The sequence below is a fragment of the Janthinobacterium sp. KBS0711 genome (assembly GCF_000988085.1).
GTDB classification, from domain to species: Bacteria; Pseudomonadota; Gammaproteobacteria; order Burkholderiales; family Burkholderiaceae_D; genus Janthinobacterium; species Janthinobacterium lividum_E.
The window spans coordinates 1,137,163-1,158,348 of the sequence record NZ_LBCO01000024.1 but is presented as its reverse complement, the minus strand read 5'-3'; the positions used below and the strand labels follow the sequence as shown (position 1 = coordinate 1,158,348).

17 protein-coding genes are annotated in these 21,186 nt (G+C 61.0%); 12 read left to right on the top strand and 5 right to left on the bottom strand.

The window, feature by feature from the left end:
* Positions 1-269: 269 nt before the first annotated feature.
* Positions 270-830 (bottom strand): acyloxyacyl hydrolase, encoded by a 561-nt coding sequence (locus VM94_RS17780; RefSeq protein ID WP_046684556.1) that lies wholly within the window; start codon positions 828-830, stop codon positions 270-272.
* Positions 831-937: 107 nt separating this feature from the next.
* On the opposite strand from VM94_RS17780, the gene VM94_RS17775 reads away from it, so the two are divergent.
* On the top strand, positions 938-1,834 hold the full coding sequence (locus VM94_RS17775; protein WP_409929622.1) for an NAD(P)-dependent oxidoreductase: 897 nt from the start codon (positions 938-940) through the stop codon (positions 1,832-1,834).
* Position 1,835: 1 nt separating this feature from the next.
* Here the strand turns inward: VM94_RS17775 and VM94_RS17770 are convergent, their stop codons facing one another.
* A complete protein-coding gene (locus VM94_RS17770) occupies positions 1,836-3,029 on the bottom strand; it encodes a M20 aminoacylase family protein (RefSeq protein ID WP_046684554.1) in 1,194 nt (397 codons plus the stop codon).
* Positions 3,030-3,236: 207 nt separating this feature from the next.
* Between VM94_RS17770 and VM94_RS17765 the strand changes: the two genes are divergently transcribed.
* From VM94_RS17765 to VM94_RS17750, 4 genes are all read left to right on the top strand, one after another.
* Entirely contained in the window at positions 3,237-5,312 is a 2,076-nt protein-coding gene (locus VM94_RS17765; RefSeq protein ID WP_046684553.1) for a molybdopterin-containing oxidoreductase family protein, read from the top strand.
* Positions 5,313-5,314: 2 nt separating this feature from the next.
* Entirely contained in the window at positions 5,315-6,364 is a 1,050-nt protein-coding gene (locus VM94_RS17760) for an aminopeptidase (protein WP_082127761.1), read from the top strand.
* Between the two features lie 276 nt (positions 6,365-6,640).
* The gene (locus tag VM94_RS17755; RefSeq protein WP_046684552.1) at positions 6,641-8,323 is read left to right on the top strand and encodes a long-chain fatty acid--CoA ligase; all 1,683 of its coding nucleotides are present in this window, start codon (positions 6,641-6,643) and stop codon (positions 8,321-8,323) included.
* 60 nt (positions 8,324-8,383) lie between these two features.
* The gene (locus tag VM94_RS17750) at positions 8,384-10,066 is read left to right on the top strand and encodes a long-chain-fatty-acid--CoA ligase (protein ID WP_046684551.1); all 1,683 of its coding nucleotides are present in this window, start codon (positions 8,384-8,386) and stop codon (positions 10,064-10,066) included.
* On the opposite strand, the gene VM94_RS17745 is transcribed toward VM94_RS17750, so the two are convergent.
* Positions 10,063-11,235: an acyltransferase family protein gene (locus VM94_RS17745; RefSeq protein WP_046684550.1), complete on the bottom strand. Its 1,173-nt coding sequence runs from the start codon at positions 11,233-11,235 to the stop codon at positions 10,063-10,065. The two genes, VM94_RS17750 and VM94_RS17745, sit on opposite strands and share 4 nt — an antisense overlap.
* 153 nt (positions 11,236-11,388) lie before the next feature.
* On the opposite strand from VM94_RS17745, the gene VM94_RS17740 reads away from it, so the two are divergent.
* Positions 11,389-12,255, top strand: coding sequence for a LytR/AlgR family response regulator transcription factor (locus VM94_RS17740; protein WP_046684549.1), 867 nt, complete (start codon positions 11,389-11,391; stop codon positions 12,253-12,255).
* Here the strand turns inward: VM94_RS17740 and VM94_RS17735 are convergent.
* Complete coding sequence (locus VM94_RS17735) at positions 12,252-13,844, bottom strand: alkaline phosphatase D family protein (RefSeq protein ID WP_052755800.1); 1,593 nt, start codon at positions 13,842-13,844, stop codon at positions 12,252-12,254. The genes VM94_RS17740 and VM94_RS17735 overlap by 4 nt on opposite strands.
* Before the next feature lie 21 nt (positions 13,845-13,865).
* Complete coding sequence (locus tag VM94_RS17730) at positions 13,866-14,231, bottom strand: acyl-CoA thioesterase (protein ID WP_223278886.1); 366 nt, start codon at positions 14,229-14,231, stop codon at positions 13,866-13,868.
* A 136-nt stretch (positions 14,232-14,367) separates the two neighbouring features.
* Between VM94_RS17730 and VM94_RS17725 the strand changes: the two genes are divergently transcribed.
* The 6 genes from VM94_RS17725 (at position 14,368) to VM94_RS17700 (ending at position 21,143) form a co-directional block, all read left to right on the top strand.
* Positions 14,368-16,218, top strand: a complete 1,851-nt coding sequence (locus VM94_RS17725; protein WP_046684680.1) for an ABCB family ABC transporter ATP-binding protein/permease — start codon at positions 14,368-14,370, stop codon at positions 16,216-16,218.
* Positions 16,219-16,413: 195 nt separating this feature from the next.
* Entirely contained in the window at positions 16,414-17,370 is a 957-nt protein-coding gene (locus tag VM94_RS17720; protein ID WP_034745472.1) for an amino acid ABC transporter substrate-binding protein, read from the top strand.
* A gap of 98 nt (positions 17,371-17,468) precedes the next feature.
* Positions 17,469-18,218: an amino acid ABC transporter permease gene (locus VM94_RS17715; protein ID WP_046684679.1), complete on the top strand. Its 750-nt coding sequence runs from the start codon at positions 17,469-17,471 to the stop codon at positions 18,216-18,218.
* Position 18,219: 1 nt separating this feature from the next.
* Positions 18,220-18,912 (top strand): amino acid ABC transporter permease, encoded by a 693-nt coding sequence (locus VM94_RS17710; protein ID WP_046684547.1) that lies wholly within the window; start codon positions 18,220-18,222, stop codon positions 18,910-18,912.
* A gap of 19 nt (positions 18,913-18,931) precedes the next feature.
* A complete protein-coding gene (locus VM94_RS17705; RefSeq protein WP_046684546.1) occupies positions 18,932-19,657 on the top strand; it encodes an amino acid ABC transporter ATP-binding protein in 726 nt (241 codons plus the stop codon).
* A 37-nt stretch (positions 19,658-19,694) separates the two neighbouring features.
* Positions 19,695-21,143 (top strand): amidohydrolase family protein, encoded by a 1,449-nt coding sequence (locus tag VM94_RS17700; RefSeq protein WP_235432936.1) that lies wholly within the window; start codon positions 19,695-19,697, stop codon positions 21,141-21,143.
* Positions 21,144-21,186: the final 43 nt, after the last annotated feature.

The window sequence follows — 21,186 nt, the reverse complement described above, 5'->3', positions numbered from 1 at the left end:
CCAGTGTGAAAGTAGGTTATCGTCAGGCTTGTTATTCGCAGTAGAGAAAAACCCGTCAAGCAATTGGCGGGTTTTTTTTCGTCTGGTGGTTTGTGTGCGTTATAGGCTGCGGGTGCTTGTCGGCTTACGCGCTGCGCGCTAAGCCGACCTACGTTTATTGGATGGCGGGTAGGTCGGATTAGCGGAGCGTAATCCGACAAGTCAGCAGTCAATACCACAGACGAAAAAAAAGCAGCGCTGCGCGCTGCCTTTGTCATTTTTCACTCTTATTAAAAGTGATAAGCGACTTTGACGTTCATGTAATTGACGCCGCTATTCGGTTTCTTGTAGCCGCCGTTCGAAAAATGCTGGATCTTCGCAGCGACTTCCCATTTGTTATTGAAGACATAGCCGACGCCGATATGGTCGCCGAATTGGAAGTGGGTCGACAGGCGGTTATCGTCGTTATCGTACAGTTTCGACAGCATGTGCACGCCAATGCCGCCTTCTGCGTAGAAGCCCAGCTTGTTCGTGTTTTCAAAGCGGAAGACCGGGGTAAAGCCCAGGTCCCAGAGTTTTTGATGCTGGCCAGGGACGTTGCGATAGCTTTTGCCATCCCAGCCGCCGATGCTGGCATCCCAGTAACCGCTCAGCTGCGTGCCATTCGATACAAACCAGGCTTTATCCCAGTTCGAGGTCACGCCGGCGCGTACCATTTGTACCTTCACGCCCTTGGCATATTCGCCATAGACGGAGTCGATCAGTTTGTCGTCGGCGGCAAAGCCGGCGTTAGCCGCCATCAGCGCGGCAACGGCGGCGATGGATTTGAGGAGATTCTTCTTGAAGGACATAGAGACTTTCATCGTAAAATTGGCCGTCAGGCTTGTCTTGTTTGCGCAGGCACCTAGTTTTGCACACTACTCCCGCCACCTGTTTGATCTCAGAGGTTGAATTGACATTGTCTACAAAAATCGCATTTCTCGGTATTGGCCTAATGGGAGGGCCGATGGTCCGGTGCCTGCTGCGCGCTGGATATTCTGTCACAATTTGGAATCGCACGCACAGCAAGGCCCAAGTTCTGCGTGCGGTAGGGGCGCAGCCGGCCGTTTCCGTGGCTGAGGCGGTCAATGGCGCGGACGTGGTCATCTCGATGCTGGAAGCCGGCCCCATCGTGGCAACGGTGCTGCAGGAGGCCCTGCCGGCCCTGGCAGCTGGCGCGCTCTGGATCGACATGAGTTCCACCAAACAATCGGAAGCCCAGCAATTTCATGCCACCTTGCATGCTGCGGGACATGGCTTCATCGATGCGCCTGTGTCGGGTGGCGTCGGTGGGGCACAGGCGGGCACCCTGGCCATCATGGCAGGCGCCAGTGCCAGCGATTACACGAAGGTTGAAACGATTCTGTCGGTCATGGGTCGCCCGACTCTGGTGGGCCCGGCCGGCAGTGGACAGGTGGCCAAGCTGTGCAATCAGCTGATCGTCGGTGCCACGCTCAATATCGTGGCCGAAGCGCTGTTGCTGGCCCAGGCGGCCGGCGCCGATGCGGCTGCCGTACGGACAGCGATCCGCGGCGGTTTTGCCGAGAGCAAGATTCTGGAGGTGCATGGCCAGCGCATGCTGGAGCGCAATTTTGTTGCTGGTGGCCAGGTGAAAAGCCAGATCAAGGATATGCACAACATCCTCGCGGCGGCGGAAGCAGCGCACGTCACCTTGCCGATGACGCAACTGGTGACGCAGCGCTATGATACCCTCGCCACCACGCACCCGACGGCCGATCACGCGGCCGCCTTGCTGGCCCTGGAAGCGTTGAATCCGGGCCAGCGCCTGGGCACCGGTCCGGATCAACTGAGCTGATTCAAGCGATGGGCAGGCTCGCTTCGGCCAGCTTGACCCAGAAACTGGCGCCGATCGGCAGCAGATTGTCGTTGAAGTCGTAGCTGCCATTGTGCAAGACGCATGGCCCCAGGCCGTGGCCGCCATCGCGGTGCTCGCCGTCGCCATTGCCGATGAAGATGTAGCAGCCGGCCTTTTCCTGCAGGAAGAAAGAAAAATCTTCCGCGCCCATGGTGGGCTCGACATTCGCGTTGACCTTGTCCTTGCCCACCACGCTTTTCATCACTTCGACGGCAAATGCCGTTTCCTTCGCATGGTTGACCAGCGGCGGATAGTTGCGCTTGAAGTGGAAGTCGACCTCGGCGCCAAAGGCGGCGGCCGTGTGCACGGCGATCTCGCGCATGCGCTCCTCGATCAAGTCCAGCACGGGCGTGGTGAAAGTGCGTACGGTGCCGACCAGGCTGGCGTCATCGGGAATTACATTGGTGGCGCTGCCCGCATGGATTTGCGTGATCGACAGCACGGCCGTGTCGAGCGGACTCTTGTTGCGCGTGATGACGGTTTGCCAGCTTTGCGCGATTTGCACGGCCACCATGACGGGGTCGATGCCTTTGTGGGGCTGGGCCGCATGGGCGCCCTTGCCTTTGACGGTGACGTGGAATTCATTGCTGGACGCCATCATGGGCCCTTCCACCACGCTCAGGGTGCCCGTCTCGGCTCCTGGCCAGTTGTGCATGCCATAGATGGCATCCATGGGAAAGCGCGTAAACAAGCCGTCTTCGATCATTTCGCGCGCGCCGGCGCCGCCTTCTTCCGCTGGCTGGAAAACGAGGTAGACCGTGCCATCGAAGTTCCGGTGCTGCGCCAGGTAATGGGCGGCACCGAGCAGCATGGTCGTGTGACCGTCGTGGCCGCAGGCGTGCATCTTGCCCGGGTGGCGTGAAGCATGCTCGAAGGTATTCATTTCCTGCATCGGCAAGGCATCCATGTCGGCGCGCAGGCCGATGGCGCGCTTGGAGGTGCCATTCTGGATGATGCCGACCACGCCAGTGCGGCCCAGGCCGCGTACCACGGGAATGCCCCACTCTGTCAGCTTGGCGGCGACCACGTCCGAGGTGCGCTGTTCTTCGTAGCACAGCTCGGGATGCGCGTGCAGGTCACGGCGGATACCTTGCAGCTCGGATTGAAACGCCAAGATCGGATCAACTAGTTTCATGGGACTCTCCTGTGGATGCTGGCACGCAGCAATGTATGGCGCGCCGGACCGCGCTTGTTTGATCAAAAACAGACGCGGCTAATAGTGCATTGTAGCCCTTGTTTGCCGGGTAAATCCAGCGCACGGACGTGCTTGCCACGGCGCCAACAGCAAGCGCGCGGAATGGTTTACAGTATCGCCTTCCCCCCAACGTTTTTGGATTGCCCCATGACCACCACCCAAGTGCGCGCCGCCTGCCCCCTCGATTGCCCAGATACCTGCGCCTTGCTGGTCACCGTGACCGATGGCGTGGCCACCGCCGTCAAGGGCGATCCCGACCACCCGACCACGGCTGGCGTGCTGTGCACGAAGGTATCGCGCTTCACGGAACGCACCTACCATGCGGACCGGCTGCTGCATCCGCTGCGCCGCGTGGGCAAGAAGGGCGAAGGCAAGTTTGAACGCATCAGCTGGGAAGAGGCCCTGCAAACCATCGCGGCCCGCTTGAAACCGATCGCCGCACGCGACCCGCAGGCGATCTTGCCGTACAGTTACTGCGGCACCATGGGCCTGGTGCAGGGCGAATCGATGTCCTCGCGTTTCTTCAACCAGCTGGGCGCTTCCTTGCTGGATCGCACCATCTGCGCCTCGGCCGGTGCCACGGGCTACCGCTACACGGTAGGCGCCAGCATCGGAACGGACATGGAGCAGTTCCAGAACGCGAAATTGATCATCATCTGGGGCGGCAATCCGATCGCCTCGAACCTGCACTTCTGGATGCGTGCGCAAGAGGCCAAACGCAACGGCGCCACCTTGATCGCCATCGACCCCTACCGTTCGCTGACGGCCGAAAAATGCCACCAGCATATCGCCTTGCTGCCGGGTACCGATGCGGCCCTGGCGCTGGGCTTGATGCATGTGCTGATCACGGAAGACCTGCTCGACCATGACTATATCGCGCAGTACACCATCGGCTATGCTGAACTGAAACAGCGGGCCCTGGAATGGCCGCCCGAGCGCGTGGCCGAGGTGTGCGGCATCACGGCCACGGAAGTGGTGGAACTGGCGCGCCTGTACGGCCAGGCGTGCCGCTCTGGCGAGGGCGCCGCCATCCGTGCCAACTACGGCGTACAACGCGTGCATGGAGGCGGCATGGCCGTGCGCAATATTGCCTGCCTGCCCGCGCTGACGGGCGCCTGGCGCCATCCGGCCGGCGGCATGCAGCTGTCGAGCTCGGGTTCCTTCCCCGTCAACCGCAAGGCCCTGCAGCGCCCGGATTTGCTGAAAGGCACGCCGCGCACCATCAACATGAGCACCATCGGCGACGATCTATTGAAAGAAAGTTCCGCCGAGTTCGGCCCGCAAGTCGAAGCCGTGATCGTCTATAACTCGAACCCGCTGGCGGTGGCGCCCGATTCCTCGAAAGTGGCGCAGGGTTTTGCCCGCGAGGATTTGTTTACGGTCGTGCTCGAGCATTTCCAGACCGATACCGTCGATTACGCCGACATCGTGTTGCCCGCCACCACGCAGCTGGAACACGTCGATGCGCATTCCACCTACGGCCACCTGTACATGATGGCGAACAACGCGGCCGTGGCGCCGCTGGGCGAAGCGAAGGCGAATACGGAAATCTTCCGTTTGCTGGCGCAGCACATGGGTTTTGATGACCCGTGCTTCCAGGAAAGCGACGACGCGCTGGCGGCCAAGGCCTTCGATACGACGGATGCGCGCGCCGTGCATTTTGACTGGGAATCGCTGAAACGCACTGGCTGGCAAAAGCTGGCCATGGCCGAGGCGCCATTTGCCACAGGCGGTTTCCCCACGCCATCGGGCAAGTGCGAGTTGTATTCCAGCGCGATGGCGCAGGCGGGACTCGATCCCTTGCCCACGTATATCGCGCCGCACGAATCGCAAGCCAGCAATCCTGCGCTGGCGGCCCGTTATCCGCTGGCCATGATTTCCCCGCCGGCACGCAATTTCCTCAATTCGACCTTTGTGAACGTGAAAAGCCTGCGCGCGGCCGAAGGCGAGCCGCATCTGGACATCCATCCCGATGACTGCGCCACGCGCGGCATCGCGGCCGGCGACATGGTGCGCATTTTTAATGACCGCGGCAGCTTCGTTGCCAAGGCGAGGGTGACGGACAAGGCCAGACGCGGCCTGGTGGTGGGCTTGTCCGTATGGTGGAAGAAGCTGGCCAGCGACGGCAAGAACGCCAATGAAGTGACGAGCCAGCGCTTGACGGACATGGGCCGCGCGCCGACCTTCTACGATACGCTGGTCGAAGTGGAAAAGGCTGCCTGACCATGGCCCGCTGGCCGGCCCGCCTGCTTGTCGGCATGCTGTGCCTGTCGCTGGGCGGCTGCATGCAGCTGCGCTACTACACGCAGGCGGCGCAGGGGCAGTATGCGCTGTGGTCCGGCGCGCGCCCCATCGGTGACTGGCTCGATGATCCGGCCACGGAACCGCGCCTGAAAGTGCGCCTGGCGAAGGCGCAGCAGATTCGCCGCTTTGCCGTCAGCGAGCTGGATTTACCGGACAACGGCAGCTACAAAAACTATGCCGCCCTGCAGCGTCCCTTCGTGCTGTGGAACGTGGTGGCCACGCCGGAATTGTCGCTGCAGCCGCTGCAATGGTGTTTTCCCATCGCCGGTTGCGTCAATTACCGCGGCTATTACAGCAAGGACGAGGCACTCGCGTATGCCGCCGAACTGCGGGCCCAGCATTACGACGTGCAGGTGGGCGGCGTGCCTGCGTATTCCACGCTGGGCTGGTTCGACGATCCCCTGTTGTCGACCTTTATCAATTACAACGATGCGGAACTGGCGCGCCTGATCTTCCATGAACTGGCGCACCAGGTGGTATACGTGCCCGGCGATTCGGCCTTCAACGAGTCGTTTGCCAGTGCCGTGGAAGAGGCGGGCGTGCAGCGCTGGCTGGCGCGCGAGGGCAATGATGCCATGCGCGCCGCGTACGCCCAGTATGCGGCGCGGCGCCAGGATTTCCTGGCCCTGCTGTTGACATACCGGGGCGAACTGGAAGCCGTGTATGCGAGCGGCGCCAGCGATGCAGACAAGCGCGCGCGCAAGGCGCAGGTGTTTGCGGCATTGCAAGACGCCTATCAGGTGCTGAAGAAAAACTGGGGTGGTTTTGCCGGTTACGACCGCTGGTTCGAGCAGCCATTGAGCAATGCGCACCTGGCTTCCGTGTCGACCTACAATGAATTTTTGCCTGCCTTCAAAAAATTGCTGGAAGAAAAAAAGAACTTTCGTGCTTTTTATGCTGCAGTGCACACAATGGCCCAGATCAATAAGCCTGAGCGCAGGCGTGCGCTGGAACAATTGTCCAGCCCCTGACCCGTAAAGATTGCCCTGTACGCCGAGCCAGACGATCCTGCAACAGTGTATTTATCATGCTGCATTGCAGCATAAAATACCCCTAGAGTTGCCGCTCGAATACTGTTGAAAGCGCTTGCATGGAAGCGCGGCGCCCGATAGCATCGCATTAGTAGCATAGAGCAATTGCTCGTCAGAATGCTCAAACTGACTGCAGGACGACAGAATCCGCAGCAATGATCCGCGCCGGCAGGGTGCGCCGGCTCCCCCACGATTATTCGAGACAAGAGGCACAGGATGGAAAAAATTTGGCTGAAGTCGTATCCTCCCGGCGTCCCCGCCGACATCGATCCTGATCAATATCGTTCGCTGGTGCACTTGCTGGAAGAAGCGTTTCAAAAATATGCGGATCGCAATGCCTATGTCTGCATGGACAAATTTCTCACCTATGCCGAACTCGATACCTATTCACGCCAGCTGGGCGCCTGGCTGCAAAGCCGTGGCCTGAAGAAGGGCGCGCGCGTCGCCTTGATGATGCCGAACGTGCTGCAGTATCCGGTGGCCATCGCCGCCGTCTTGCGCGCCGGCTACACGGTGGTCAACGTCAATCCTCTCTATACGCCGCGCGAACTCGAGCATCAGCTCAACGATTCGGGCAGCGAAGCGATCATCGTGCTGGAAAACTTCGCCCACACCTTGGAGCAAGTGCTGGCCAAGACAGCCGTCAAGCACATCATCGTTGCCAGCATGGGCGAGATGCTGGGCGGCTTGAAGGGCGCGATCGTCAATTTTGTCGTGCGCAACGTCAAGAAGATGGTGCCCGCGTATTCCTTGCCGAACGCCATGCGTTTCAAGCAGGCGCTGGCGCTGGGCAGCCGCATGAAACTCACGCCTGTCGAGCTGAGCATCAATGACGCCGCCTTCCTGCAATACACGGGCGGCACGACGGGCGTATCGAAAGGCGCGACCCTGAGCCACCGCAATGTGATCGCCAACGTGCTGCAAAGCGAAGCGTGGTCGGGCGCGGCGCTCGACCAGAACAGCAAGGAACAGATGATCGTCGTGTGCGCCTTGCCGCTGTACCATATCTTTGCCCTGACGGCGTGCGCGATGTGGGGCACGCGCGTGGGCGCCCTGAATATCCTGATCCCGAATCCGCGCGATATCCCGGGCCTGATCAAGGAGCTGGGCAAGTACAAATTCAACCTGCTGCCAGCGGTCAATACCTTGTATAACGCGCTGGTGAATCATCCCGATTTCGCCAAGCTCGATTTCTCGGGCTTGAAGATCGCCAATGGCGGCGGCATGGCGGTGCAGCAAGCCGTCAACGACAAATGGCTGCAAGTGACGGGCGTGTCCATCATCGAAGGTTATGGCCTGTCGGAAACGTCACCCGTCGCCACCTGCAACCGGGCCGATACCACGGTGTTTTCCGGCACCATCGGCTTGCCCGTGCCCTCGACCGATATCGCCATCCTTGACGATGACGGCAAGGAAGTGCCGCTGGGCCAGACGGGCGAAATCGCCATCCGTGGCCCGCAAGTGATGAGCGGCTACTGGAACCGTCCCGATGAAACGGCCAAGGTCATGACGCCTGACGGCTATTTCAAGTCGGGCGACGTGGGTATCATGGACGAGCGCGGCTACGTGAAGATCGTCGACCGCAAGAAAGACATGATCCTCGTCTCCGGCTTCAATGTATATCCGAACGAAGTCGAGGCCGTCATCGCGGCCCATCCGGGCGTGCTCGAGTGCGCCTGCGTGGGCGTGCCGGACGAGCATTCTGGCGAAGCCGTGAAAGTGTTTGTCGTGCGCAAGGATCCGAACCTGACCCAGGCAGTGCTGGCCGCGTATTGCAAGGAACAATTCACGGGCTACAAGCGTCCGAAATACATCGAGTTCCGCGATGAACTGCCAAAGACCAACGTCGGCAAGATTTTGCGTCGCGCCCTGCGTGACGAAACGAAGAAAGCAGCATAAACAGTGCAGGGTGTGCGCATCAGGCTGCACACCCTTTCTACAGATAAAGATGAGGCATAGATGGACAAGATTTGGTTGAAGTCGTACCCGGACAGCGTTCCCGCAGAGATTGATTGCACGCAATATCGTTCCGTCACGCATTTGCTGGAAGAGTCGTTCCAGAAATATGCGGATCGCAACGCGTTCGTGTGCATGGATAAATTCCTCACCTACCGCGAGCTCGACAAGCTGTCGCTGCAGATGGGCGCCTGGCTGCAAAGCAAGGGCCTGAAGACGGGTGCGCGCGTGGCGATCATGCTGCCGAACGTGCTGCAGTATCCGGTGGCCATGGCGGCGATCTTGCGCGCCGGCTACACGGTGGTCAACGTCAACCCGCTCTACACGCCCCGTGAATTGCAGCACCAGCTGATCGATTCGGGCAGCGAAGCGATCATCGTGCTGGAAAACTTCGCCACCACGGTCGAGCAGGTGTTGCCGCATACCCAGGTCAAGCACGTGATCGTGGCCACCATGGGCGACTTGCTGGGTGGACTGAAAGGCACCATCGTCAACTTCGTCGTGCGCAAGATCAAGAAAATGGTGCCCGCGTTTTCCTTGCCGCGCGCCATCAGTTTCAACAAGATGCTGGCCGAAGGCGCGCGCTTGAGCCTGACGCCGGTGCAGCAGGGGCATGATGATATCGTCTTCCTGCAATACACGGGCGGCACGACGGGCGTGTCGAAAGGCGCGATGTTGTTGCACCGTAACGTGATCGCCAACGTGTTGCAGAACGAGGCGTGGATTTCGCCCGTGATGACCAAGGAAATGCGCGCCACCTCGATGGGATTCATGTGCGCCTTGCCCCTGTACCACATCTATTCGCTGACGGTCAGTGCCCTGATGGGCATGCGCGTGGGCGGCTTGAACGTGCTGATCCCCAATCCGCGCGACATCCCCGGTTTCGTCAAGGAATTGTCCAAGCACAAGATCGTCGTCTTCCCCGCCGTCAATACCTTGTACAACGCGCTGCTGAACAATGCCGATTTTGCCAAGCTCGATTTCTCCAGCTACAAAGTGTGCAATGGCGGCGGCATGGCCTTGCAGCGCAACGTGGCCGAGCGCTGGTTGAAATTGACGGGCTGCCCGCTGATCGAAGGCTATGGCATGTCGGAAACGTCGCCCGTGGTGACGGGCAACCGCGTCGACATCACGGAATTTACGGGCACCATCGGCTTGCCTTTCCCGTCGACGGAAGTGGCGATTCTGAACGACGATGGCGTGGAAGTGCCGCTGGGCGAGCCGGGCGAGATCGCCGTGCGCGGCCCGCAAGTGATGGCGGGCTACTGGCAGCGTCCGGACGAGACGGCCAAATCGATGACGCCCGACGGTTTTTTCAAGACGGGCGACGTGGGTGTCATGGATGAACGCGGCTACGTAAAAATCGTGGACCGCAAGAAAGACATGATCATCGTGTCCGGCTTCAATGTGTATCCGAACGAAGTGGAAGACGTGGTCGCTTCCTGCCCCGGCGTGCTCGAATGCGCCTGCATCGGCGTGCCGGATGCCAACGCGGGCGAAGCCGTGAAAGTGTTTGTCGTGCGCAAGGATCCGAACCTGACGGTGGAACAGATCCGCGAGCATTGCAAGCATGAATTGACGGCCTACAAGAAACCGAAATACATCGAGTTCCGCGATGAATTGCCGAAGACCAATGTCGGCAAGATCTTGCGCCGTCAATTGCGCGACGAAAAGAAGGTTGCCTAGTTCGCCGCCAGGCTTGTCTCCGCCGCCAGCTTCCGGCCTGGCCGGGCGGGCAAGCCGAAGCAGGGGCGCAGCCAGTTCACCTTGCTGATCAGCAGCGACGTCCCCAGCCAGCAAGTTGCCACCGTGCCGGCCAGTATCAGCAGCGGCTCCACCACGGGGCCCAGCTTCAGGGGCACGAGCCAGTAGGCCAGCACGATGATTGCGCTCTGGTGCAATATGTACCAGGGAAAGACGGCCTGGCGCGCCCATGGCAGCCAGGCAAATGGTTTATTGAGCAAGGTGTGCGACCAGCCCAGAATGGCGCAGATGGCCAGCCACATGTACAGGTTGCGCATGGGCCAGGAGCCAAACGAGGCCCAGGTCAGCAGGTTCTCCGAATAAATCTGGTCGAACGCCATGTACACGGCAAACGCGCCCAGGCCCAGCCACAGCGTATGCCAGCGCAAACGCGTCAGTTCCGCCCACAATCCCTTGTCATTGCCCAGCCACCAGCCATACACGAACATCGTGAAAAACATGGCGTGCGCATACCAGTCATGCACCACGGCATGGGTTTCCGGATAGCGCATTTTGAGGAAGACCATTGCCGCCAAGGAGGGCAGGGCTGGCAGGACGAGCAATCGCCATCCGCGCAAGCGCTGGAACAGGGGACGCAATGCCGCCAGCAGCGGCTGCAGCGCCACCAGCAAGATGATGTACAGCAGCAAGTATACGAGATACCAAAGATGGTTCCAGGTAAAACCATATTGCCAGCCATCGAAGGCGCCTGCCGGCCAGGCGTAGCCGCCAAAGTAATGCAGCAGGAATTGCCCATATCCAGGCTCGACCAGGCCCTTGCTGACGCCCTCGCAATATGGCTGGATGGGGATGACGACGGCCATGCCGAACAGCAGCGGCAGCAGCAGGCGCTTGATCCTGCGCCACAGGAAGGTGCCGCGCGAGGCCTGCGTCATCATGGCGCACGAGATGCCGGAAATGAGGAAGACGATTTCCATGCGCCAGCGGTTGAGGAAGACCAGCGGCATGTTCAAGGCATCGGTGGCGTAGCTGCTGTGCATGTGAAAGTTCCAGCCATCCATGTACAGCAGGGCAGTGTGATAGACGATCAGCAGGCTGAAGACGAGAAAGCGCAAGGCGTCGATATCGTGGCGGCGGGAGTCCATGGTCATGATCTTGGCAAGTGGTGAAGGAAGCCCAGCATAGGCAGCGGCGGGGCCGCCAGCCAGCGAAATGGGACCAGTGGACGGCTGGCTGGGACGAATGGATCGCCTGGGACGGGTGTGGGACCTTACAATCATGTAACTCATTCATCGTCCCAGATCATGCACATTGCTTCCACTGACCTGTTGCAACGTTATCAACGCTGGCGCCGCGTGGCCGAGCCGGGATTCTGGATCGTGCTGACCGTGTTGCAGGCCAGCGTCAACAGCTGGCTCGTGTGGCTGGACCTGCGGCGTACCGGGGTCAATACGCCGTTCTGGGAAGTGGCCGTGTGGGAATGGAGCAGCAATCTTGTGCTGCTGGCGCTGGTGCCCGTGGTCGTGCTGGCGGGACAGTACCGGCCCCTGCACCTGGTGTTCCAGCGCCAGAACCTGCGCTGGCACCTGGCCGCGTCGGTCGTCTACAGCCTCGTGCATGTGGCGGCCATGGTGGCCTTGCGCAAGCTGGCGTACTGGAGTCAGGGCAGTGATTACGATTTCGGTAATTGGTGGCGCGAGCTGCCGTATGAATACCTGAAAGATGTGCGTGCTTACTTTCTCGTCTTGCTGGCCGTGGGCTTTTATCAGTTGCTGCTGATGCGCTGGCAAGGCGAGGCGACCCTGCTCGGTGAACCCGATGAAGGGCCGGCCGTGGAACCGGTAGAGCAGCCGGAACGGTTCCTGGTGCGCAAGCTGGGCAAGGATTTTTTGCTGCCCGCCGGCGACATTGAATGGATACAGGCGTGGGGTAATTATGTGAATTTGCACGTGCGTGGTCACGATTACCCGCTGCGCTCGACCATGGCCGCCATCGAGCGCCGCCTGGACGGCAAGCGCTTTGTGCGCGTGCACCGCAGCTATATCGTCAACCTCGATTTCGTGCAGGCAATCACACCAATGGAATCGGGCGATGCGCGCGCCATGCTGTCCACGGGCGGCGAGGTGCCCGTCAGCCGGCGCTACCGCGATGGATTGAAAAGTAGTTGCTAGATGCGTTGCACGCCCGCCTTGCCGTCGCGCACGACAAAGCGGGCCAGTGTCGCGATGGTCGATGCGCTGTCGCGCACGTTCTCCAGGCCCTGGAACAAGGTCGTGGTTTTCTCCGGCGTGATCTCCATCAACATATAGCCGCGCTTGTCGCTGCGCCCGTAGCGGATGTGCGGGTTCATCGCCACGTACTGTTCCGTGCGCGCCTGTGGACGCGAGCTGGACGTGATGGAGGTGCCGCAAAACTCGGTGGCCAGCACGGGATTGTTCTTGCCGGTGGGCCGCATGGCGTTGCGGCTCAGTTCGGTCGCATAGAAAGTGTGCACGTCGCCCGACAGCACGAGCGGATTGCTGGCCTTGCTGCTTTGCAAGGCGTCGAGCAGGTGCTGGCGCGCCATCGGGTAGCCATCCCAGCCATCGGTCCAGATGCGCCCGTCGCCGGGCCGCAAAATCGGCACCTGGCTCGATTGCGCCATCAGGGTTTGCTGGGCCAGAATATTCCAGCGCGCCGGGGAATCATCGAGACCGGCTTGCAGCCAGCGCTGCTGCTCTTCGCCCAGCATGGTGCGCTGCGGCGTCAGCAGGTCGGGACAGTTGCGCGTGGTGACGGAATTCGAGCCGCCGCGGCCCGGCCTGGCGCACGCGTGATAGGCGCGGTATTGCCGGTCGTCCAGCACGTGAAAGCGCGCCAGGCGGCCCCAGTCGTAGCGCTGGTAGATGCGCATGTCGACAAAGCCCCGCCGCCCCAGCGGCAGCAAACGCAGCGGCATGTGTTCATAAAACGCCTGGTAGGCGGCCGCGCGGCGCTGCAAAAAAGTGGGCGTGAGCAACTCGTCGCGGTCCTTGCCGTAATCGTTGGCCACTTCATGGTCGTCCCAGGTGACGATCCACGGCGCGGCCAGGTGCGCGCCCTGCAAGTCGCGGTCGCTCTTGTATTGCGCGTAGCGGGCGCGATAGTCGTCCAGGCTGAAACTTTCATGCGTGCGCACGGCCCGGCCCGGATGCTGCAGCTGGTACGGTCCCCACTCATAAATGTAGTCGCCGAGGAAGGCCACCAGGTCGGGCGCGGCCGCGGCGATATGCCGGTGCGCCGCATAGGCGCCGAATTCCCAGTGCTGGCATGAAGCGACGGCCAGCTTCAGCGAGGCAGGCATGGACCCGGGCTCGGGCGCCGTGCGCGTGCGGCCCACGGGACTGACGGCGTCGCCCAGCATGAAACGGTACCAGTACCAGCGACCAGGCGCGAGACCGCCCGCGTCGACATGCACGCTGTGCGCGAGGGCGGGCGTGGCCGTGGCCTGGCCCTTGGCGGCGATGCGGCGAAACGCCTCGTCTTCGGCCACTTCCCAGCGCACGTTCAGGGCGATGGCGGGCGTGGCGGCTGCGTGCAGCGGGTCGTAGCAGATGCGCGTCCACAGCACCACCGCATCAGGTAAGGGCGAACCGGAGGCGACACCAAGCGCAAACGGATAGCCGGCGCCATTCAAACGCGTGGCGGCGCTCGCGCTGGAACCGGACAGCACGCTGCCGGCCGCGGCCAGTGCCGTGATGCGCGCAGCGCTCTGCAGGAAGATCCGGCGCTGGCTATCCATGCTGTGGAATTATTGCGACAATCAAGATGACAGCAAGGTCTCGATCGGCGGCACCTTGCGCGGCTTGCGGTCGGAGTCCGTCGCCACGTAGATCAGGGTTGCTTCCGTGACTTTCACGATGCACGCCTGCAGGCGGTTGCGCTCGGCATACACTTCCACATTGACGGTGATCGAGGTATTGCCAACCTTGACGATATCAGCGTAGAAGGAGAGCAGATCGCCGACGAACACGGGGTTTTTGAAGACGAAGGAATTGACGGCAATGGTGGCGACGCGGCCATTGGCGCGCCGCGTGGCCGGCAGGGAACCGGCGATATCGACCTGCGCCATGATCCAGCCGCCGAACACGTCGCCGTACACATTGGCGTCGGACGGCGCGGGCATCATGCGCAATTCCGGCATTTTTCCGGCAGGCAGGCCGGAGGCGAGGCAGTTGTCGGGACGGTCTGGGGAGGTGCTCATCTTTTATTCTCATGAAAGGCTACAATTGCCCCGATTGAACCATAAAAAGCCGACCTTCGCCATGCGCCGTTCCCAGACTCCCCCTCCGCCCCGCTCGCCAGCTTCCGCCAGCCACAGCGATTTCGCCACCATCAAGACCTTGCTGCCGTACCTATGGGTCTACAAATGGCGGGTGCTGCTGGCGCTGCTATGCTTGGTGGGCGCCAAGCTGGCCAACGTGGGCGTGCCCCTGATCCTGAAAAAACTGGTCGACGCCATGACGATCACGGCGGCCCATCCGCAAGCGCTGCTGGTGCTGCCCGTCGGCTTGCTGGTGGCCTACGGCTTGCTGCGCCTGTCGACCACCTTGTTTACGGAGCTGCGCGAATTCCTGTTCGCCCGGGTCACGCAGCGGGCCGTGCGCACCATCGCCCTGCAAGTGTTCCGCCACCTGCATGCGCTGTCCCTGCGTTTTCATTTGAACCGCCAGACGGGCGGCATGACGCGCGACATCGAACGGGGCACGCGCAGCGTCGGCTCGCTCATTTCCTATACCCTGTTCAACATCCTGCCGACCCTGGTGGAAATCACCCTCGTGCTCGGCTATCTGGTCTTGCATTACGACATCTGGTTCACCGTGATCACGGCGGTGGCGCTCGTGTCGTACATCGCATTTACCGTGCTGGTGACGAACTGGCGCACGCATTTCCGCCGCACCATGAACGACCTCGATTCCAAAGCCAATACCAAGGCCATCGATTCGCTGATCAACTATGAAACCGTCAAATATTTCGGTAACGAGGATTACGAAGCGAAGCGCTACGACGAAGGCTTGCAGCGCTATGAATCGGCGGCCGTGAAATCGCAAACTTCCCTGTCCCTGCTCAACACGGGCCAGTCCCTGATCATCGCCACGGCCGTCACCCTGATTTTGTGGCGCGCCACGGTGGGCGTGATCGCCGGCACGATGACCCTGGGCGACCTGGTGCTGGTGAACGCCTTCATGATCCAGCTGTATATCCCCCTCAATTTCCTGGGCGTCATTTACCGCGAAATCAAGCAAAGCCTGGCCGACATGGAACGCCTGTTTTCCTTGCTGAACGAAAACCGCGAAATCGCCGACACGCCGGAAGCGCAGCCGCTCGTCACGCGGGGCGCGGCCGTGCGCTTTGCCCACGTGGATTTCAGCTATGAAGCCAAGCGGCAAATCCTGTTCGACGTGGATTTCCAGATTCCCGCCGGCACGACGACAGCCGTGGTGGGTCACAGCGGCTCGGGCAAGTCCACCCTGTCGCGCTTGCTGTTCCGCTTCTATGAAGTCGATGGCGGCGGCATCACCATCGATGGCCAGGATTTGCGCAATATCACGCAGGATTCCCTGCGCGCGGCCATCGGCATCGTGCCGCAGGATACGGTGCTGTTCAACGACACCATCGAATACAACATCGCCTACGGCAAGCCGGGCGCCAGTAAGGAGGCCATCGTGGCGGCGGCGAAAGCGGCATCGATCCATGACTTTATTGAAAGCTTGCCAGATGGCTACAACTCCATGGTGGGTGAGCGAGGCTTGAAACTGTCGGGCGGCGAAAAGCAGCGCGTGGCCATCGCCCGCACCTTGCTGAAAGACCCGGCGATATTGATCTTCGACGAAGCCACTTCGGCGCTCGACTCCAAGGCCGAACAGGCGATCCAGTCGCAGCTGAAGGACATCGCCAGGAACCGCACCACCCTGGTCATTGCGCACCGTTTGTCGACGGTGGCCGACGCCCAGCAAATCCTCGTGCTCGACCACGGCCGCATCGTCGAGCGGGGCACGCATCCGCAATTGCTGGCGCTCGATGGCCTGTATGCCCAGATGTGGCAACGCCAGCAGGCGAACATGGACGATGAGGCGCAAGAGGACGAGTTGGCGGGGCTGGCGCCGGCGAAATAAATCGGAAAGGTGAAATCAGTAGGAAAAATGCTACAGCCGCGCTGATTCCGGCGCACGTATAGCGCCTATTTGCGGGCAATCGCAGAAAATGGCTGGTCGGGTGCTGAAAATGAAATAAAATTAATTCCAATGGTGGCGTCTGCACCACAGTTGTTTCGTTCGGAGTCCATCCCGTTTGTCCGCCCAGGAGAATTTATGAAATTGACCAAAATCATCGCCACGCTGCTCAGCGTCGGTGTCATCAGCAGCATGTCGCCAGTCCAGGCTCAGGAATTGACCGGCACCTTGGCCAAGATCAAGAAAGCCGGTTCCGTCACCCTCGGTGTGCGCGATGGCTCCGTGCCCTTCTCCTATCTCGACGACAAGCAGCAATACCAGGGTTATTCGATCGACCTGTGCATGAAAGTCGTCACGGCCCTGCAAAAGCACCTGGGCCTGAGCGAACTGAAAGTGGTGATGAGCCCCGTCACCTCGGCCAACCGCATCCCGCTGATGGCCAACGGCACCATCGACCTCGAATGCGGCTCGACGACGAACAACCTGGAGCGCCAGCAGCAGGTGGCGTTCGCCCCGACCATGTTCGTCATCGGCAACCGCGTGCTGGCGAAAAAATCCTCGAACATCAAGACCCTGGAAGACTTGCGCGGCAAGACCCTGGTCGCCACGGCCGGTACGTCGACCATCAAGCAGATGACGATCCTGAACAAGGAAAAGAACCTGGGCATGAACATCGCCGTCGGCAAGGATCATCCCGAGTCGTTCCTGATGCTGGAAACGGGCCGCGCGGTGGCTGAAGCCAACGACGACATTTTGCTGGCGTCGCAAGTGGCCAACTCGAAAAACCCGAACGACTACGAAATCACCAAGGAAGCGTTGTCGGTCGAGCCGTACGGCATCATGCTGCGCAAGGGCGACCCGGCCTTCAAGAAAGTGGTCGACGATGCGCTGATCCGCCTGTACAAGAGCGACGACATCAACCGCATTTACGCGAAATGGTTTACCTCGCCGATCCCGCCGAAAAACATCAACCTGAAATTCCCCATGCCGCCGCAATTGAAGGCCGTGTTTGCCAATCCGACCGACTCCGGTGACCCGGCCGCGTATGCGGCCGTGCCGGAAGCGCAGAAGACGTCGGACAAACGGAAAAAGTAAAGATTGCGTAACAAACCGGGAGGCGCAAGCCTCCCGATTTATTTGCGGGGCGGGCGGCCGGCTGGCCGCTGTCCTCGGGCTGCATGCGAAGGATGATCATGAATTACAACTGGAATTGGCGCATTTTCTGGGAGATTTCTCCCGATGGCGTGGGCACGTATATGGACACCCTGTGGTCCGGGCTGATCTGGACCCTGGCCACGGCCGGTGCGGCCTGGATCATGGCGCTGATATTGGGCCTGGTGATCGGCACCATCCGCACCTTGCCGAACAAATGGCTGGTGGGCGTGGCCAATGCCTACGTCGAATTGTTCCGCAACGTGCCGCTGCTGGTGCAGATGTTCCTCTGGTATTTCGTCATGCCGGAACTGCTGCCGCCGGATCTGGGCACCTGGGTCAAGTCGCTGCCGAATGCGCCGTTCGTCACGGCCGTGCTGTGCCTGGGATTCTTTACCTCCTCGCGCGTAGCCGTGCAGGTCACGACGGGCATCGAGGCGCTGCCGCGCGGGCAGAAACTGGCCGGTACGGCGCTGGGCCTGACCCTGCCGCAAACCTACCGCTTCATTTTGCTGCCGATGGCCGCGCGCGTCATCATGCCGCCGCTGACCAGCGAATTTTTGAACATCATCAAGAACAGTTCCGTGGCGTTGACCATCGGCCTGATCGAACTGACGGCCAGCGCGCGCGCCATCCAGGAGTTTTCCTTCCAGGTGTTCGAGGCATTTTCGGCCGCCACCATCATCTACGTCGTCGTCAACCTGCTGGTAGTGGTGCTGATGCACCTGATCGAGAAAAAGGTCGCCATCCCGGGCTTCATCGTCGCCGGCGCCAAGACGGGAGGACATTGATATGTTCGGTAATTTCGATTTCGACGTCATCTCCCGCTCGTGGGTCTACCTGTTCCAGACCGGCATGGTCTTCACCCTGAAACTGACGGCGCTGGCCATGGTCGGCGGCATCGTGCTGGGCACCCTGCTGGCGCTGATGCGTTTGTCCAGCAACCGCATCATCTCGGGCGTGGCGTCGAGCTACGTCAACCTGATACGCTCGATCCCGCTGGTGCTGGTGATCTTCTGGTTCTACTTCCTGGTGCCGTATATCGCCGCCTGGATCATCGGCGCCAACGAGCCCGTGAAAGTGGGTGCGTTTTCTTCCGCGCTGATCACCTTCATCATGTTCGAGGCGGCCTACTATTGCGAGATCATGCGCAGCGGCATACAGTCGATCCCGCGCGGCCAGGTATGGGCCGGCCAGGCGCTGGGCATGAACTACCGTCAAACCATGGGCAACATCGTGCTGCCGCAAGCGTTCCGCAACATGATTCCCGTGCTGCTGACGCAAACCATCGTGCTGTTCCAGGACGTGTCGCTCGTGTACGTGCTGTCGATCCCCGATTTCGTCGGCGCCGCATCCAAAATCGCCCAGCGCGACGGCCGCCTGGTGGAGATGTACGTGTTTGTCGCCGTCGTGTATTTCGTGCTGTGCTATGCCTTGTCGTTCCTGGTAAAACGCCTGCAGAAACGCGTCGCCATCATTCGCTAACCGTAAAAGAAAGAACAAGATGATTGAACTCAATAACGTCAGCAAATGGTATGGCCAGTTCCAGGTACTGACCGATTGCACCACCAACGTCGCCAAGGGCGACGTGATGGTCATTTGCGGCCCGTCCGGCTCCGGCAAGTCGACCCTGATCAAGACCGTCAACGGCCTCGAACCGATCCAGCAGGGGCAGATCGTTGTCGACGGCATCACCGTCAACGATCCGAAAACGAATTTGTCGAAACTGCGCGCGCGCATCGGCATGGTGTTCCAGAATTTCGAGCTGTTCCCGCATCTGTCGATCCGTGAAAACCTTACCATCGGCCAGATCAAGGTGCTGGGCCGCAGCGCCGACGAAGCCAACGCCAAGGGCTTGAAATACCTGGACCGCGTGGGCTTGCTGTCGCAGCAGGACAAGTTCCCCGGCCAGCTGTCCGGTGGCCAGCAGCAGCGCGTGGCGATCGCCCGCGCCCTGTCGATGGACCCGATCGCCATGCTGTTCGACGAGCCGACATCGGCGCTCGATCCGGAAATGATCAACGAGGTGCTCGACGTGATGGTGGGCCTGGCGCAGGAAGGCATGACGATGATGGTCGTCACGCACGAAATGGGTTTTGCCCGCCGCGTGGCCAACCGTATCGTCTTCATGGACCAGGGAAAAATCATCGAAGATTGCAGCAAGGATGACTTCTTCAACACGACGCGCTCGGACCGCGCACGCGATTTCCTCGCCAAGATCATCCATTAATTTTTCATTATTTTGAAGTCGAGTACAAATGCCTGACATGAAACAACTAGCCGGCGCCATGCTGGCGCTGGGCCTGCTCGCCCATGCCCACGCGGCCGACAAGATCGCCGTCGATATCGCCCTGCGCGGCGCCACCCTGATCGACGTTGCCGCAGGCAAGGCGGTCAAGGGCAAGACCGTGCTGCTCAAGGGCGACAGCATCGTCGCCGTCGTCGATGACGCGCAGCTGCGCAGCTACGCGCCGAAGCAGACCATCCGCCTGCCCGGCAAATATCTGATGCCGGGCCTGTGGGATACGCATGTGCATTTCGGCGGCGGCCCCGAGCTGATCGACGAGAACAAGCAGCTGCTGTCTTTGTACCTGGCGCATGGCATCACCACGGTGCGCGACTGCTCGGGTGACTTGCCCGACACGGTGCTGGCATGGCGCCAGCAGATCAATGCGGGCCAGCTGCAAGGCCCGACGATTTTCACCTCCGGCGCCAAACTCGAAGGCATCAAGCCGCTGTGGAAGGGCACCATCGAAGTGGGCACGCCGCAGGAAGTCACGCGCGCGCTTGATGGTCTGCAGGCGCAGCAAGTGGACTTCGTGAAGATCACGGAAAACACCCTGAAGCCGGAGCTGTACCTGGAAGCGCTGCGCCAGGCGCGCGAACGTGGCATGCGCACGTCGGGCCATATCCCCGTGCAGCTGACCCTGGAGCAGATGGCCGATGCGGGCCTGGGCACGATCGAGCATCAATCGTATTTGCTGCGCGCCACCACGCCGCGCGAGCAGGAGCTGACGGCCAAGGTGGCTGCCGGCACGATGACGGGCAAGGAAGCCATGCAGGCCAGCGTGCAAAGCTACGACGAGCCGACGGCGCGCAAGGCTTTCAGCTATCTGGCCGCGCGCGGCACGGCCATCGTGCCGACCTTGTGGGGTTCGCGCGTGACGGCTTATCTGGACCGCGAAGACCACACCCACGACACGGCCCTGCAATACATCGGCAAGGGCTTGCGCGCCACCTACGACTGGCGCGTGCAGCGCGCCGCCAAGGATGGCCCGGAAGCCATCTTCCAGCGCCACGCGCAGTTCGAGCAATCGGCCAAGCTGCTGCCGATTTTGCAGCAGCAGGGCGTGAGCATCATCGCCGGTACCGATGCGGGCTTCTTGAATTCCTTCGATTATCCGGGCCAGGCCCTGCACGATGAAATCGGCCTGTACGTGCAGTACGGCCTGACGCCGCAGCAAGCCTTGCAGTCGGCCGTCATCAACGGTCCCCGCTTCCTGGGCAAGCTGGACCGTTACGGCAGCGTGGCGGCGGGCAAGGCGGCCGATTTGCTGGTGCTCGACGCGAACCCGCTGCAGGATATCGGCGCCACGCGCCAGATCCGCCTGGTGGTCAGCCGTGGCACCGTGTATGACCGCGCCGCGCTGGACCAGATGCTGGCCGAACTTCGCGCCTGGGTGGCAAAGCAGGAGACGGCGCCGGCCAAGTCCTGATTCCCGTCCACTCCTGAGATTGAAAAACGGCCGGTGCGAACCG